This window comes from Sorangium sp. So ce295, assembly GCF_051527405.1.
Taxonomy (GTDB): domain Bacteria; phylum Myxococcota_A; class Polyangia; order Polyangiales; family Polyangiaceae; genus Sorangium; species Sorangium cellulosum_B.
In genome coordinates this window covers 6512146-6528275 of sequence record NZ_CP150324.1, presented here as the reverse complement: position 1 = coordinate 6528275, position 16130 = coordinate 6512146, and the positions used below count along the sequence as shown (strand labels likewise).

12 protein-coding genes are annotated in these 16130 nt (G+C 70.4%); 4 read left to right on the top strand and 8 right to left on the bottom strand.

Annotation, left to right across the window (positions count from 1 at the left end; all coding sequences use genetic code 11):
- Positions 1–28: 28 nt before the first annotated feature.
- Both WMF11_RS24595 and WMF11_RS24590 read right to left on the bottom strand, forming a co-directional pair.
- Entirely contained in the window at positions 29–1303 is a 1275-nt protein-coding gene (locus WMF11_RS24595) for a DUF1501 domain-containing protein (protein ID WP_437910826.1), read from the bottom strand.
- 8 nt (positions 1304–1311) lie between these two features.
- Positions 1312–3654 (bottom strand): DUF1588 domain-containing protein, encoded by a 2343-nt coding sequence (locus WMF11_RS24590; protein WP_437910825.1) that lies wholly within the window; start codon positions 3652–3654, stop codon positions 1312–1314.
- Positions 3655–4081: 427 nt separating this feature from the next.
- Between WMF11_RS24590 and WMF11_RS24585 the strand changes: the two genes are divergently transcribed.
- The gene (locus tag WMF11_RS24585) at positions 4082–5383 is read left to right on the top strand and encodes a sigma 54-interacting transcriptional regulator (protein ID WP_012237037.1); all 1302 of its coding nucleotides are present in this window, start codon (positions 4082–4084) and stop codon (positions 5381–5383) included.
- A 48-nt stretch (positions 5384–5431) separates the two neighbouring features.
- Here the strand turns inward: WMF11_RS24585 and WMF11_RS24580 are convergent, their stop codons facing one another.
- From WMF11_RS24580 to WMF11_RS24570, 3 genes are all read right to left on the bottom strand, one after another.
- Positions 5432–6115 (bottom strand): hypothetical protein, encoded by a 684-nt coding sequence (locus tag WMF11_RS24580; RefSeq protein ID WP_437555101.1) that lies wholly within the window; start codon positions 6113–6115, stop codon positions 5432–5434.
- Positions 6116–6183: 68 nt separating this feature from the next.
- Positions 6184–7332: a GNAT family N-acetyltransferase gene (locus WMF11_RS24575; protein ID WP_437979124.1), complete on the bottom strand. Its 1149-nt coding sequence runs from the start codon at positions 7330–7332 to the stop codon at positions 6184–6186.
- The gene (locus tag WMF11_RS24570; RefSeq protein WP_437979123.1) at positions 7322–8458 is read right to left on the bottom strand and encodes a quinone-dependent dihydroorotate dehydrogenase; all 1137 of its coding nucleotides are present in this window, start codon (positions 8456–8458) and stop codon (positions 7322–7324) included. The genes WMF11_RS24575 and WMF11_RS24570 overlap by 11 nt, the downstream gene beginning before the upstream one ends.
- A 287-nt stretch (positions 8459–8745) precedes the next feature.
- On the opposite strand from WMF11_RS24570, the gene WMF11_RS24565 reads away from it, so the two are divergent.
- A complete protein-coding gene (locus WMF11_RS24565) occupies positions 8746–10038 on the top strand; it encodes a M18 family aminopeptidase (RefSeq protein ID WP_437979338.1) in 1293 nt (430 codons plus the stop codon).
- Positions 10039–10236: 198 nt separating this feature from the next.
- Here the strand turns inward: WMF11_RS24565 and WMF11_RS24560 are convergent, their stop codons facing one another.
- Entirely contained in the window at positions 10237–11289 is a 1053-nt protein-coding gene (locus tag WMF11_RS24560) for an agmatinase family protein (RefSeq protein ID WP_437766913.1), read from the bottom strand.
- 479 nt (positions 11290–11768) lie between these two features.
- On the opposite strand from WMF11_RS24560, the gene WMF11_RS24555 reads away from it, so the two are divergent.
- Complete coding sequence (locus WMF11_RS24555) at positions 11769–12713, top strand: fatty acid desaturase family protein (protein ID WP_437910822.1); 945 nt, start codon at positions 11769–11771, stop codon at positions 12711–12713.
- 238 nt (positions 12714–12951) lie between these two features.
- On the opposite strand, the gene WMF11_RS24550 is transcribed toward WMF11_RS24555, so the two are convergent.
- Both WMF11_RS24550 and serC read right to left on the bottom strand, forming a co-directional pair.
- Positions 12952–13272 carry a KGG domain-containing protein gene (locus WMF11_RS24550; RefSeq protein ID WP_044965509.1) on the bottom strand — a complete coding sequence of 107 codons (321 nt, stop codon included), beginning with the start codon at positions 13270–13272 and terminating at the stop codon, positions 12952–12954.
- A gap of 583 nt (positions 13273–13855) precedes the next feature.
- Positions 13856–14941, bottom strand: a complete 1086-nt coding sequence (gene serC / locus WMF11_RS24545; RefSeq protein WP_437555096.1) for a 3-phosphoserine/phosphohydroxythreonine transaminase — start codon at positions 14939–14941, stop codon at positions 13856–13858.
- Between the two features lie 193 nt (positions 14942–15134).
- Between serC and WMF11_RS24540 the strand changes: the two genes are divergently transcribed.
- Positions 15135–16121, top strand: coding sequence for a ferritin-like domain-containing protein (locus tag WMF11_RS24540; protein WP_437979122.1), 987 nt, complete (start codon positions 15135–15137; stop codon positions 16119–16121).
- Positions 16122–16130 lie beyond the last annotated feature (9 nt).

Below are 16130 nucleotides of genomic sequence, written 5' to 3'. Positions count from 1 at the left end.
CGGGGCGGCGCGCCGCCCGCGGGCCCCATCACCCGAAGATGGGCAGATCTTCTTCCTCGGAGAGCGGGAATCGCTCCACGAGCGGATCGTCCGCGATCCCCGCCAGCTTGCGGAGCGCCTTGTGGATGTGCCCCGGCTTGAGCCGGACGCCGCCCTCCTTGGGCGCGAGCGTGACCGGATCGACGTCGAGCGGGTTGTGCCGGTCGTCCGTCGCGCCGATCACCCGGTTCCCCGCGATGCCCGCGCCGGCCAGGATCATGCTGGTGATGTTCCAGTGGTCCTTGCCGTTGCCCTCGTTGTAGCCCGGAGTCCGCCCGAAGTCCGAGCCCACGACGAGGACGATCCGGTCCGCGATGCCCTGCTCCTCCGCGGCGGTCAGGAGGAAGTCGATCCCGTCGCAGATCTGGTCGAGCCGCGGGATGTGGTTGTCGTCGTGGTTCCCGTGCGTGTCGAACCCGCCCACCGACAGGTTGGCGCTCACGCAGATGCCGGCGCGGTAGGCCGCGAGCGCGACCTGCGCCTGCCGCCGCAGCGAGGCGCTCTCGAACTCCGCGGGCAGGTACTGGATGAGCTGCTTGAGCTCGTTCTGCCCGACGCGCGACGTGAACAGCGTGCTCATCGCCTGCTTGACGTGGGGCAGCCGCTGCTGATCGAGCTTCGCCGCGTGCCGCGCCTGCCGCGCCTCCAGGAGCCGCGTCATCGTGGCGTCGGTGTGGTACTGCTCGCGGTTCTCTTCGTTCCCCGGATCGATCCTGTTCGGATAGGCGAGCCGCTGCAGGAGGCCGGTGTCGGGTATGCGGGTGACGGCCACGACGTTCGCCGTCGTGTCGTAGCCGCCGTTGCTGATGAACCCCATCGGCAGCGCGCCGCCGTGGACGCCGGCCACGAGCGCCGCGAAGGCGGGTTTGCCCTCGCGGAGCGTGCCGCACCACGTGTTGCGGACGCCGGCGTCGTGGCTGTTCGTCCCTGTGTCGATGCCGTTGATGACGAGCAGCTTGCTGTAATGCTTCTTGAAGAACGCGTCGTTGCCGCCGACCGGCGCGTACTTGAGATTGCCGGCGGTCCCGATCGCCGCGCTCAGGTAGCTGCGGTTCATCGCTTCCCGCGTCTTCTGCTCCTCTTCGTCCCGCGCGCCCTTGGGATCGCAGAGGCTCGTCGGGTCCCAGCCGCCGCTCGCGTGGATGTGGACCCAGAGCGGGCCCGCGTAGGGGCCGGCCGCGGCGGCGTCCCTCGACAGCACGCCCGCTGCGACGACGCCGAGGCCCGCCATAGATGCCAGTTTGAGGAAATCTCGACGTTCCATGGCTGCTCCTACTGGTAAAGAAACCTGAAGTCCGAAAGGAGATAGGTCATGACGCTCATCCAGGCGCGGACCGTGTAGTTCTCGTCGCGCGTGAGCTTCTCTTCGTCGGGGAGCCCCTCTCGAGTCCAGTAGTCGTTGTGCACCTGGCAGGGGCCGGGCAGCGACCTCGAGAGCCTGCCCTCCTCGCCCTCCGGCTTCGCCATGCCCGCCTTGCCCTCCTCCCACGTCTCGAGGAAGACCTTGTATGTCCGCTCGATCTCGGGATCGCCGAGCTCGAGCGACTCGCCGAGCACCCGCTTGTGCAGGTACTGGATGTTCTGCTTGATCCCCTCGACGGCCGGCAGCACGTCGAAATCGTTCGTGTCGCGCGGCTCGAACGTCGTCTCGACGTACGGGAAGAGGAGCCGCTCCTCCTGCGGGAGGTAGAGGTCGCGCGGCACCGCGACGCACGCCATCTCGTTCGCCATCCGGTCGGCGATGTTGGCCATGATCCCGTTCGGCTCCGTGATCCGCTGGATCACGTCCTGCGAGTCGATGCCGCCGTACAGCATGCGGTAGGCGTCGCGCCGGAGCAGGAAGTCGTAGCGACTGCCGTCGTCCTCGAACGCCCGCGGGCGCCACGGATACCCCGTCACCGCCCAGATCTTCCGGTGCAGCTGCTCGGGCCCGAGGAACCGCGTGCCGCCGAGCTGCGTGAGCGCCTCGCCCCGAGACGCCTGCGCCACGTTGCGCGCCCGGAAATAGGGGCTCTTGACGATGGCCTTGACGACCGTCTTCAGGTTGTAGCCGCCGTCGGCGAAGTCGTGCGCCATCGTGTTGAACGCGTGGTACTGGGCGAGGTACGCCCGGAACTTGGCATTGAACTCCGGATCGTCGTTGCTCGGCGCGGCGAGCGGCTGTTGCCCGGTGAGGCCGGTGTACATCGTATAGACCGCCGAGAGCGCGAAGCGGGGGTCGTCGGCGACGCGCTTCGCCACCCACGAGAGCGCGGTCGGGAACTCGCTGAAAGGCACCGACTCGGCGCCGAAGCCCGGCGGCCGCATGTCCTCGTACCAGGTGTCGTCCTCCCTGTACCGGCCCGCGGAGTCGAAGCTGTGGAACCCGCCTGACAGCGGGTCCAGGGCGGCGTGGCAGACGGTGCACGCCGCGTTGTTCATCGTCGGGTTGAAGTCGGTGATCTTCGTCTGATCGAGCGGCTGCTCGGCCGTCTTCAGGATGTCGGTGCCGAGGAAGAACTGATAGACCATCCTCGCTCGGTGGCGGTTCCTGTTGGTGTTCGTCGTCGGGTGCCTGGACAGGAAGACGGGGGAGGTGAGCACGCCGGCGAGCGGGATCGGATCGCGCTTCGCCGGGACGAACTCGTCCGGATCCGCGTCGTTCTTGAACTCGGCCGTCACGCCGTACGCCTTGGCGGAGAAGGGGCTCACGACCGTGTAGTCGGCGGTGAGGACCTCCTTGAAGGACCTGTCGTTCCGCACGATGTAAGCGATGAGCTCGAGCGGCTCCCTCCCGACGGCCCGGTTCGTCCAGCTCTTCAGCTTGTTGGCGACGTCCTCAAGGTCCCGCGCGCCGTACCTCGCGACCAGCGCCGGATCCTGCGGGAGGCTGTTGTACCACTTCGGATCGTACGCGTCGCTCCGCAGCAGATCGACGGCCTCCTCGCCGTTCAGGTAACGGTCGGTGAGGAAGAGATCGTTGTAGATCTCCTTCAGCCGCACATAGAACGTCTCCTCCGTGAGCAACTGGTCCAGGATCGGATCCAGCGCGGCCATGCCGCTCTCTGCGACGGCCTCCTCCTCGGCCTCGGTCGGCAGGCGCCCGGCGAGCTCGAGGCTCGCCGTGCGGAGCGTCTCCTCGGGCCCGCTCATCACCACGCCGGCGAAGGAGGCGTTGACGTCCGTCTCGCAGGACGACGGCTCCTTCGTCCGCTCCACCATCGCCCGGAGCGCCTCGACCTCGGCGCTGTCCGAGGCGAGGACCTGGCCGCCGCCGTGCTCGATGGCCTTCGTCGGCTTGAGGAGGACGTACGACTCGCCGCCGAGCTCGAGCCCGGCGAGCGACTTGAACGTCGCGAGGTTCTTGTCGAGGAACCCCGCCTCGCTGCTCCCGGCGAGGATCAGCTTGGACTCCGCCGCCTGCCCCTGCGGGTTATGGCAGCCGATGCACTTCGTCGAGAGGATGGGGACCCACACCTTCTCGGCGAAGAATTGCTCGTCGGAGATGCACGGGCCGTCGGCCTCGCTGCTGCAACCGGCGGACACGGACGCGAGCGCGCTCGCGCCCGCGGAGAGCCCCAGGAGCCCCAGGGCCGTCGCGGCGCGCTTCCGGAGTAACCATCCTATTCTCGGCATAAGCATCCTCGCCGGGAGCGCTCGCGCGACTCCCACGTTGAGGGGACCGGGAGAGCGGAGCCCCGAATCGCGTTGAAAGAACACACACCGACAGCCCCTATCGCAGGGCGCATCCACCCCGCGATGGCCGGGTCCTCGTTCATCGACCATCGACACCCGATGAGGCGAGCTGGACGAACGCCCGCTTCATCGCTTGCGTAGACCACGTACTCTACCCTCTCGAGGGCCTCTCCCGCTATGCGCTCAGCACATTGCTTGATCAGAATTTCTGGTTGTTACCTCTAGTGGTTGTGAAGTTTTTCGACGGGAGGCTGCGGCTCCTCCGGAAGCCACGTACCCGGTGCGCCCAGGTGGGCGCTCCCGCCCGTGGGCGCGCGGGGCGTGCGTGGATGTGGTCAAGACCAGGGAAATCGAATAACCGTTGGATATGAGCTCGACGAGGGATGCGACCCGCGCTCGCGCGGTTCAGTGGTTTGTTCGCGGCGGCACGCTGCGCTCGGCGGGCCGGGATCCCGTCAAGATCGGCATCGCGCCGATCGTGGTGGGGCGCGATCCGAGCTGCGGTGTGGTGGTCGACGATCCGGAGGTCAGCTCGACGCATTGCGATCTTCGCGCGGAGGGGCCGGGCGTGCTCGTCCGCGATCTCGGCAGCAAGAATGGGACGTTCGTGTCGACGGTCCGCATCCGCGAGGCGATCTTGACGGCCGCGTGCGCCATCCAGGTCGGCGGCTCGGTGCTGAGCTTCGAGCCGCTCGACAAGGAGCGCGTCGACGTCGGCTTCGACGAGAGCTTCGGCCCGCTGATCGGCGCCTCGCCGCGGATGCGCCACCTGTTCCGCCTGCTGCGCGAGGTGGCCTCGACGGAGCTCTCGCTGCTGATCACCGGGGAGACGGGCACGGGCAAGGAGCTCGCGGCGCAGGCCATCCATGACGTCTCGAGCCGGCGCGGCGGCCCGTTCGTCGTCGTCGACTGCGCCTCGCTGCCGGGCGCGCTCGCCGAGAGCTTCCTCTTCGGGCACGAGCGCGGCGCCTTCCCCGGGGCGAACGAGCGGAGGAGCGGCGCCTTCCACGAGGCGAACGGCGGGACGATCTTCCTCGACGAGCTGGGCGAGCTGCCGCCCGATCTCCAGCCGAAGCTGCTGCGCGCGCTCACCGAGCAGAAGGTGAAGCGCGTCGGGTCGCGGATCTACGAGCCCGTCGACGTGCGGATCATCGCGGCGACGCGCCGCGATCTCGGCCGCAGCATGAACACCGGGCGCTTCCGGAGCGATCTCTTCTTCCGGATCGCCCAGATGCGCATCGAGCTGCCGCCGCTCCGCGAGCGGCGGGAGGACATCCCGCTGCTCGTCGAGCGCGTCTGCGAGCGCCTGGGGTGCCCCGAGCGCGCCGTGGAGATGGTCAATCTCATCACCACGACGCTCGGCCAGCACGATTTCCCTGGCAACGTCCGGGAGCTCATGAACGTCACCAGCGTGGCCGCGAGCCTGCCGCCCGGGGCCGAGGCGATCGCCTCGATCCTGCCGCTGGAGGGCGGCGGCGACGTGGTCGTCCCGACGTCGGCGTTCGGCGAGGCGAAGCGGAGCGCCGTCGCGGCGTTCGAGCAGCGTTACTTCAGCGAGCTGATCCGGGCGACGGGCGGCAACGTCAGCGAGATGGCGCGCCGCGCGGGCATGGAGCGCCACCACGTGCGTATGTTCTTGAGGAAGCACGGGCTCACCGCGAAGCAGTGAGGGCCCCGAGCGGCGAGGGCGCGGATCGGCGAGGGCGCCGAGCGTGTCCTAGGCGCCGCCTGCGCCGCCGCCGCCGCCCGCGCCGCCGCTGCCGGTCGGGTCGCCGCCCGCGCCGCCGTTGCCGCTCGGGTCGCCGCCCGCGCCGCCGCCGCCGGTCGGGTCGCCGCCCGCGCCGCTGCTCGTCGTGGCCGCTGCCGTGGTCGTGGCCGGGTTCCCGCCGCAGCGCTCCACGCCGCTGCAATCCGCGCAGGAGCACCCCTCGAAGTACTCCGCGCACGAGCCGTTGTCCGTGCAGTGATCCGTGCACCGCGGGGTGCTCGTGCAGTCGGGGCAGGTGCAATCCTCGTTGGCGTTGCACCCCTCGTTGTCGTTGCACCCGCGCCTCGGGCTGCACTCCGCAACCGTGCCCGCGCAGTCCTGGCAGGTGCAATCCTCGCCGTCGGGGGCGTCTGGCCGCATGTCGCAGGCGCCGTCGTCGTTGCAGCGGCCGAGGCAGCTCGCCGTGTCGGAGCAGTCGGGGCAGCTGCAGCTCTCGGGGACCTGGGCGAGGATCGTACACCGCCCATCCGGGCTGCCGCCGAAGCAGCCGAAGCCGAGCGAGCCGCCGGCGCCGGCGACCGTGGCTGCCGCCGTGGTCGAGGTCGTGTCGGTCGCTTCATTGCTCGAGCAGCCGCCGCTCGCGGCGAGCCCGAAGACGATGGAGGAGGCGAGGAGTGCAAGAAAGGCGCGCATGTCTGGCAGCATCCCTCTCCAGCGCGCGCCACGTCAACACCGCACGTCGCGCTGCGCCAGGAAGGCGCTCAGCGGAATGCCACGCTCCTGTCCGCCGTCTTCGCGCGGACGGCCGCGCGCTCGCGCGCGAGGAACTCGCGCACAGCGGCGTCCAGGCGTGGATGCGCGATGTGGTGCGCGCTGTGGGTGACGCTCGGTGCGAAGCCGCGAACGAGCTTGTGCGACCCTCCTGCGCCCGGCTCGAAGCGGCGCAGTCCCCGGGCGATGCAGTCCTCGACCGGGTGATAATAGCAGACGTTGAAATGCAGGAACGGGCGCTCCTCCGACGCGCCCCAGTAACGGCCGTAGAGCGTCGTGGGCCCGGCCAGATTGAGCGCGCCCGCGATGGGGCGTTTGCCTTCCCGCGCCAGGACGATCTCGACGCCTCCCTGCGCCCCGCCGCCGCGCAGCCGGGCCGCGATCTCCTCGAAGAAGGCGCGGTTCAGGTACTGCCGGCCCCAGGCGAACTTCTCCACGGTGGAGACGTAGAAGCCGAACATGGCATCGACGATCTCCGGCGTGATCTCGGCGCCGCGCAGCGTGTCGATCGACAGCCCCTGCCTCGTGGACTCGCGCATTTCGCGCCGGATCTGGTGCCGCCGCTTCGCGTTGAAGCGCGCGAGGAAGTCGTCGAACGTTTGATACCCCTCGTTCTCGAACTGGAACTGGACGCCGCAGCGGTGCGCCATGGCGGCGTCGGAGAGGGCGGCGGCCTCGTCCTCGGTCGGGAACAGGACGTGGGCGCTCGAGATGCGGCTCCGCGCCACCAGCTTGCGGAGCGTCTCGGCGAGGACGGGCAGCAGCGCCGGGCGGTCCTCCGGCCGCCGCACGAGCAGCCGCGGCGTCGTCGCGGGCGTGAACGGCACCGCGACGACGAGCTTCGGGTAGTACGGCGCGCCGATCTGGTGGGACGCAGAGGCCCAGCCGTGGTCGAAGACAAACTCTCCCTCGCTGTTGTCCTTGAGGTAGGCGGGCGCCGCGGCGAGCAGCGCCCCCTCGGCCCGGAGCGTGATGTGGTGGGGCAGCCAGCCCGCCGCCTCGCCCACGCACCCCGTCCGCTCGAGCGCGTCGAACCACGTCCAGGTGAGGAACGGCGCCTCACTCACCCCGTCGAGCGCGTTCCACTCGCTCTCCGGGATGTCGCGGATGGTGTCGTGGACGTGCGCTTCAAGCTCCATGGCCGATCATAGCAGCGCGCGTCGCGCCGCCTGGCCGGCTCACGAGGTCCTGGATCGACCGCGCGCCGGAGCGGGCCACGAGGTCCGAGAGCCCGCGCGCGATCGCGGCGGGGAGCAGCGGGCCGCCGTAGATGAAGCCGGTATAGATCTGCACGAGGTCGGCGCCCGCCTGGAGCTGGTCCATCGCGTGCTCCGCCGACTCGATGCCCCCGGCGCCGATCACCGTGACGTTGCTCCCGAGGCGCGCGCGGATGCGCCGCACCATCGCGAGCGAGCGCTGCCGGAGGGGCGGCCCGCTCAGCCCGCCCGCGCCCATCGCCTCGACGGCCTCCGGGCTCGTCGCGAGCCCGTCGCGCCGCACGGTCGTGTTGGTCGCGATGACGCCGGCGAGGCCGACCTCCTCGACCACGGCGAGCAGCGCCTCGAGCTCCTCGTGGCCGAGGTCCGGGGCGACCTTGATGAGCAGCGGCAGCGGCGCCCCGGCGGCGCGGTTCTCCCGCGCGATCGCGGAGAGCAGCGCCCGCGCGATCGCCGGGCCCTGCATCGCGCGGAGGTCCTTCGTGTTCGGCGACGACACGTTGATCACGACGAAGTCGGCCGCGCGCCGCGCCTCCCGGAAGCTCGCGAGGTAGTCGTCGATCGCGGGTTCGATGGGATCGAGCGGCGCGACCCTGGACTTGCCGATCGAGATGCCCACCGGCACGCCCACGGCCGCCGCGCCGCCGCGGCCGAGCAGGCGCTCCGTGACGCGGGCCGCGCCCTGGTTCGGGAACCCGAGCCGGTTGATGAGCGCCCGGTCGGCCGGCAGCCGGAAGAGGTTCGGCGACGGGTTCGCGGCCTGGGGCTGCGCCGTGACGGTGCCGAGCTCGACGAAGCCGAACCCGAGGGCGGCGAGCGCGCGGGCCCGGCGGGCGTCCTTGTCGAAGCCGCCCGCCACGCCGAGCGGGGAGGGGAAGTCGAGCCCCATGGCGCGCACCGCGATGCGCCCATCCCGGGGCGCGAGGCGGGCGTGCACGAGGGCGCGGAGCGGCGCTGCGTGCTCGATCGGGGCGAGCGCGAGCATGCCGAGCTCGTGCGCAAGGCTGGGCGGCAGCGCGAAGAGGAGCGGTCGGACGAGGCGGTACATCGGGGCGCGTCTCCGTTGCGGGTTGCGGCGCGCGGCGTCGGAGGAGGTCCTGCGAGCGGCGCGGTGGTGGCGGATACCATGGCGCACCGGCCGCGTGGGCCGCCATCTCGGCGTTGGCGAGCGCGCGCCTCCGCGCGCACGGAGGCGCGCGCCGGCGCGCCGGGCGAGGCTCGGCGGCTCTGCTAGACTCCGCGCCCTCCATGACGCCCCCCGAGATCCTCGATCGCGCAGGCGATCCCAGGCCACTGACCGACCTTGGCGAGCGCTTCGCGAGGAGCGCGGACGAGATGGCGGCGCTGCGCGAGCGCGGCGTCGCGGCCGCCCGCGACCTCTGCGCCTTCATCGATCGCTCGCCGACGCCGTACCACGCCGTGCGCGAGGTCGCCTCGCGGCTCGTGGCCGCCGGCTTCTCGGAGCTCGGGGAGCGCGACGCGTGGGCTGTCGCGCCGGGCGATCGCCGCTTCGTCATCCGGGGCGGGTCGACGATCGTCGCGTTCGTGGCCGGGGCCGAGCACCCGGCGCTCGGCGGCTTTCGCGTCATCGGCGCGCACACCGACTCGCCGAACTTCCGGGTGAAGCCGAGCGCCGAGCTCTCGCGGAGCGGCTACCAGCAGCTCGGGGTCGAGGTCTACGGCGGCGTCCTGTACTCGACCTGGCTCGACCGCGATCTCAGCGTGGCCGGCCGCGTCCACGTGCGCAGGGACGGGCGGATCGAGCGCCTCCTCGTCGACCTGGGCCGCCCGGTCGCCCGCGTCCCGAACCTCGCGATCCACCTGAACCGCGGGGTCAACTCCGAGGGGCTCGTGCTGAACGCGCAGAAGCACCTCGCCCCCGTGATCGGCCTGGGCAAGGAGGCCGATCTCAACGCCCTGCTCGCGCGCGCGGTCGACGCGCCGCGCGACGCCATCCTCGGCTTCGATCTCTGCCTGTACGACACGCTCAAGGCGTCGCTCGGCGGCCTCTCCGACGAGTTCATCTTCGCGTCCCGCCTGGACAACCTCGCGAGCTGTCACGCCGCGACGGCCGCGCTGATCGGCGCCGCTCCTTCCGCGGCGACGCGGGTCATCGCGCTCTACGACCACGAGGAGTGCGGCAGCCGGAGCGCCGTGGGGGCGGCGGGGAGCGTGCTCCGCGACGTGCTCGCGCGGATCGTCGACGTCTTCCCGGGGCGCGAGCCGCAGGCGTTCGCCCGCGCGATGGCCGGGTCGCTGCTCGTCTCGGCGGACATGGCCCACGCGGTGCACCCGAACTATGCCGATCAGCACGAGCCGCGCCACGCCCCGCAGATCAACCGCGGGCTCGTGATCAAGTCGAACGTGAACCAGTCCTATGCGACCGACGGCGCGACGGCCGCCGCGCTCGAGGCGCTCTGTCACGACGTGGGCTACGCCCCCCAGCACTTCGTCGTGCGCAGCGATCTCCCCTGCGGCAGCACGATCGGCCCGATCACGGCGGCCTCGCTCGGCATCGCCACGGTCGACGTCGGCGCGCCGATGCTCAGCATGCACTCCTGCCGCGAGATGGCCGGCACGCTCGACGTCCACCTCTCGATCGAGACCTACCGCCGCGCGCTTTCTTGAGGCGGGCACCCGCGGCGGATACGGGCCCACCTCGGCGTTTTCGGTGCTCAGCGTACGAGAGTACGCTTCCGCGCCGAAAACGCCGATCTGGGCCCGTCTCCTGTGCGGGTGCCCGCCGCGATCGCCTCGTTGGGGGGAGAGCGCGCGCGTGCGCGCGGAAGAGGGCCACCTTCTGCGGGGGGCGACGCGCTCGCTTCGTTAACGGGTGCGGGTGTCGTGGGAGAGGAGGGTGAAGCCGATGAGCTTGTACAGGAGGCGGGCGCCGACGTTGCCGTCCCAGTCGTCGGCGTCGTCCTTGGGCGCGACCTCGTTCAGGTCGAAGCCGACGATGCGCCGGCCGCTCTTCTGGATGCGGCCGATCAGGGCGACGGCTTGCTGGAACGTCAGCCCGCCGGGGACAGGCGTGCCGGTGCTCGGACACAGCGTCGGATCGAGGCCGTCGATATCGAAGCTCACATAGACGTCGTCGGGGAGATCCTCCACGATCGAGTCGGCGATCAGGTGGAACGGCTCCCCCTCGAAGAGCCGATCGGCGATCGAGGCGTCGATGTGGGCGACGATGCGCCCGTTCGACTCGCGGATGAACCGGAGCTCGTCTTCGCTCATGTCGCGCAGCCCGACCTGGACGATCCGCGGGATCTTCGGGTGGTTCGTCGCGACGTTGTGCATGATCGAAGCGTGGGAGTCGGTGAATCCCTCGTACGCGTTGCGGAGATCGGCGTGCGCGTCGATGTGCAGGATCCCCATTCCCGGGTAACGCGCGGCGTGCGCCGCGATCGCGCCGTAGGGGGCGGAGTGATCTCCGCCGATGACGCCGACGAGCTTGCCCCGCTCCATCCATCGCATGGCGATCTCCGTGACGCGCTCGTTCAGCCGCCGGGAGAGCGCGTTGACCGCCGCGAGGCGCGCCTCCAGGTCCCGGTCGCCAGCGACCTCCCCGTGCGCCGCGATCACCGGCTCGGCCGCGGCGCACGCCTCCGCGTTCCAGCGCACGATGTCCGGATCGACGTCGAGCATCGCGATGCCCTGCTCGTACGGTCTGCCCGTGTGCAGGTCGAAGAGGTCGACCTGCCGGCTGGCCCGCAGGATCGCCCCCGGGCCCTTGGCGGCGCCGCGGCGGTAGGACACCGTCGGCTCCCACGGCACCGGGACGAGGACCACCCGGGCGTCCTCGGCAGTGTGTGGCAGCCCGTAAATCCCGTTTCCGATGGCGGGACCGTTCGGATCGAAGCCGAGAGGGGATGAGCTCACGCGGCCACGTTGGCGGTTCGCGACCAGGTCGTCAAGCGCGAGCCGCCTCCGGCCCAGCGCACGCCGGAGCGCGCCAGCGCACGCCGGAGCGCGCCGGAGTGCTCCGCCGCACGCGCCGCCGAGCACCGGCGGAGCGGCTCCCTCACCGGCACACCGGCGGAGCGGCTCCCTCACCGGCACACCGGCGGAGCGGCTCCCTCACCGGCACACCGGCGCAGCGGCTCCCACGCCTGAATACCGGCGCGAGGTGCGTAGAGACGATCGCACCGAGCGTGAGACATCGGCGTGAAACACGGATGTCGGGTGGGGATGGCGCGGAGCGCTCGTCGGAATGCAACTTCGAGCTTCCAGCTGCGACGAAATGCGCTAGGAAGAGCGCCGAGAAGATGGGCCGCTGCGCCCGTCCGGGCCGGCCTGCGCTGCTCGGCGCTGCCGGTCGGTTCGGCGCGTGGTCCTGGTAGTAGCAGCGAAGAACAGCCATGCTCCGGTACCGCGCCGATATCAAGACACTCCTCTTCGTCGCGACGTATTTCGTGCTCGTGGCGGTGCAATGGGTCTACGCGCCGCGCGCGCTATGGCTCGCGATTCCGCTCCTCGTCACGACGTGCGTGTTCTCGTTCCTCGGAGCGGTCGCGACCCACAACGCGGTCCATTGCCCCGTGTTCCGGCGGCGATGGATGAACCGCGCGTTCCAGGTCGTGCTGACGCTCACCTACGGGCACCCCGTCAGCGCCTACGTCCCGGGCCACAACCTCAGCCATCACAAGTACACGCAGTCCCGGCGTGACGTGATGCGGACGACGAAGGTGCGCTATCGGTGGAACCTGCTGAACGGCCTCTTCTTCATGAGCCGCGTGGTCCGGGACATCCTGCCCGCCGACATGCGCTACTTCAAGGCGATGTACCGGCGGAACCCGCCGTGGTTCCGTCAGATGCTCCTCGAGTCGGCGGTGTTCCTCGGCGCGATGGGGGCCCTGCTCGCGCTCGACTGGCAGAAGTTCCTCCTCTACGTCCTGATCCCGCACCAGTACGCCGCGTGGGGGATCGTGACCATGAACTACCTCCAGCACGACGGCTGCGACGAGGACAGCGAGTACAACCACTCGCGCAACTTCGTCGGCCGGCTGGTCAACTGGTGGACGTACAACAACGGCTTCCACTCCATCCATCACATGGAGCCCGGCCTCCACTGGAGCCTCCTGCCGGCCGCGCACGCGAGGCGCGTGGCGCCCTTCATCCACCCGGGCCTCGACCAGCCTTCGCTCCTCGCCTACCTCTTCCGCAGCTTCGTCTGGCCTGGCAAGCGCCTGCGCTACGACGGCGCCCCGGTCGTGCTCCCGCCGGAGCAGCCCGACGAGGAATGGATCCCTGGCCCGAAGGAGACGCCCAGCGACGTCTCGCTGGGCGCGATCGCGCCCGGCTGACCCGCCAGCTCCTGCCTCGCGCTGGAGGCTCGGCGCCGCCCTCCTGGGGCGGCGCGCCGAGCGTCTGACCGAGATGTGCGGGGGCGGCCACGCCGGCGCGGCGCGCGCGGTCCTGTGGCGCCTGGAGACCTCCCGAGAGGCACCTCGCGGCGACGACCGGGAGGCCAGGGTCGTGGCCGTCGCGTGGGGTAGGGGGCTGGCCCGGCGCCGGGGGCGCCGGGCCCTGCGCGTCCCCCGGTCAGCGCGGCTGATTCTCCCGCGGCTGGTCTCCCCGCGACTCGCCGCCACGACGGCCAATCTCGGCCATGTGCTGGCGATCGCCGCTCACGGCCTCGCCGCCTTTGCGGCCGATCTCGGCCATGTGGGCCCGGTCCTGGCTCACGCGCTCGCCGCCACGGCGCCCGATCTCGGCCATGTGCTTGCGGTTCTGACTGACGACCTCGCCGCCCTTCTTGCCGGCAGCGCGCGCCTCGTCGCGCGTGAACTCGTGCGCCGTGCCCTTCTCGTGGGCTGCCTTCCCGCCCTTGCTGGCGATCTTGCGCTGACGGTCCTCGTCCATGGCGGCGAAGCCACGCTGCTGCCGCTCGTTGGCAGCCCGCTGCGACGCTGACGAAGGCGGGGGTTCGCTCGGCGAGGCCCCTCTCTCCTCCTGGCCCTCCTCACTCCTGGAAATCATACGATCATCCATGCTCGCCATCATCCTCTCCTTACGGTTGGCTCGCTCGATTCAGGTCTCCGAACGGGGCCTGCGAGCCGGTAAAGGACGGCGTTCCCCCCGTCCCCTCCCGGGCCGGTCGAGACCGGCGATGGCCGCTCTCTCCCGGTGCTGGTCAGGGAGCGGCGTTCGCCGTCCCCTTCCGGCGTTGGTCGGGGAACGGCGTTCGCCGTCCTCTTCCAGCGCTGGTCGGGGAACGGCGTTCGCCGTCCCCTCCCGGTGCTGGTCGGGGAGCGGCGTTCACCGCCTCCCTCCCAGCTGCGGAAAGGCCGACAGACCCTTTCCGCGAAGGCCTGTTGTGCCGGGCGGAACAACGTCAAGCGGGCTGAAGGTTGGGACGCGACGAATTAGGGGGAGGTTCACCGAGCGTGTTTTGGAAACAGCGGCGAACCTGGAAATACCGAGAACGTCGTGCTCCCGCCGCGAGTCAACCCCTCTTGGCGAAATCCCGCATGAACGCCGTGAGGCGCTCTACCGATGCAACGGGTACTGCGTTGTAGATCGAAACCCGGATACCCCCGGTCGACCTGTGTCCGGCGAGCCCCACCATACCCTCCTTTGCGGCCTCGGCGACGAAGCGTTTTTCCATCTCCTCGCTGGCCAGCCGGAACACCACGTTCATGAACGAGCGGCTCTCCTTCTCGACAGGCGCCCGGAACACGTCCGGGTGCGCGTCGATGGTTTCGTACAGCAGCTCACCCTTCTTGCGATTCCGTCGCTCGACCTCCTCGAGCCCACCGATCTCAAGCGTATACGCGAGCACGTTGCGCATGAGGTAGATTGCGAATGTCGGAGGTGTGTTGTAGAGCGAGTTGTTGGCAGCGTAAGTGGCATAACGGAAAATGACGGGAATGTCTTTTCGCGCGCTGTCAACGAGATCCTTGCGAACGAGCACGACCGTGATCCCGCTCGGCCCGATGTTCTTCTGGGCACCGGCGTAAACCAGGGCAAACCTGGAGATATCCATCTTCCGCCACAGGATGTCGGACGACATATCCGCGACGAGCGGCACATCGCCCGTATCGGGCAGCCAGTGCCACTGCGTGCCGAACAGCGTGTTGTTCGTCGTCATGTGGACGTAGGCGGCGTTCGGATCGAGCGAGAGCTCTCCCTGGTGGGGGATGCGGGTGTACCGCTTGTCGACGGCGGTGCTCCCGGCCACGCGCACCGTCCCGACGCGCTTCGCCTCCTCCAGGGCCTTCTCCGACCAGCCGCCGGTCAGGATGTAGTCGGCGCTCCTGCCGGGCGGCAGGAGGTTCATCGGCACGACCGCGAACTGCATGGCCGCGCCGCCCTGCATGAACAGCACGTGGTAGTCGTCCGACAGGCCGAGCAGCTGCCGGAGCAGCGAGATCGCCTCGTTGTGCACCGCCTCGAACGCCTTGCCGCGGTGGCTGTGCTCCATGATCGACATGCCCGTCCCCTCGAAATCGAGGAGCTCGCGCTGCGCGCGCTCGAGGGCGGGGAGGGGGAGCCCGGCAGGGCCGGCGTTGAAGTTGTGGACACGCGCCATGGTGCTTCTCCTGAGGTTCAAGTCGGCGGTTCCTGATGCCGCCGTGTCGGCCGTATACCACGGGGGGCGCCGCCTCCGCCGGACGGGCCGAGCAGGAGCGCCGCCGCGGCGGATCGCGCCGCGCCGGGCCCTTCGCCTCGGACCTGCCGGCGGCCGCGATCTGGGCTAAATTCACCGCTCCGGAGGGCGAGTGATGCTGGTGACCCGCGAAGAGATGGCGTTCGATTTCCAGGGCGCCAAGCTCGATCCCGTCAAGGACAAGGACGTGATCGTCTGGGCCGTGCAGCAGTTCCTCTACGGGGAGATCACCGGCGTCCAGATAGGGCACTGGCTGTACAACGCCCCCGACCTGGAGTCCGCGCGCTTCCTCGCGCGCCAGGCCGTCGAGGAGTTCCAGCACGTCGGCAACTTCCTCCGCATCCTCGAGATCCTGGGCGCGCCGCCGGACAAGGCCGCCTGGAGCGTGCGCTTCCTCGCGACCGGGCTGATGGGCGGGGACTGGGCCGAGCACGTCGCCCTCGAGATGGCCCTGGGCGAGGGCCTCGTCCTCCAGGCCTTCTACGCGATGATCGAGACCGTGGATGAGCCGGAGATCGTCGCCATCCTGAAGCGCGGCGTGCGGCAGGAAGAGCGGCACGTCGACTTCGGCGAGCAGCAGACGAGGAAGGCCATCGCGGGCAGGCCGGCGCTCCGGAGGCGGCTGCTCGGCCTCGCGCTGGTGTCGCTCTGGGGCGTGTCGCGGCTCGAGGCGTTCATGAAGAAGCGCCTGCCGATGGACCACCCGGCGCTCAAGCGCCTGCCCGATCTGGTGTGCCACACGGTGCGGATCGCGGAGCTCCGGCTCATGCGGATCGGCCTGACCGAGGCGCCGATCTCGTCGATGTCGGCCGGCCGCAAGCTCGCGCTGGTGGCGGAGGCGTACGGGGGCAAGCTCGCGCTCGGCCTCGCGTCGTGGGTGCTCTCGGTGCTGCTCTTCCCGCTGCGGCTGCTCGGCCTCGCCGGGCCGAAGCGGCTGACGGACACCTACCTGCGCGATCCCCTGGTCGCGCGCGGCGGCCGCCTCGGCGCTGGCGCGGAAGCTGGCACCGAAAATAGCGCGGACGACGACCCCGGCGACGCCGGTGAGCAGGCGGGCCCGGGCGGCAGGCAGGCGGGGCACGGCGCGGCGGCGCGCGCCTGAACGCGAGGT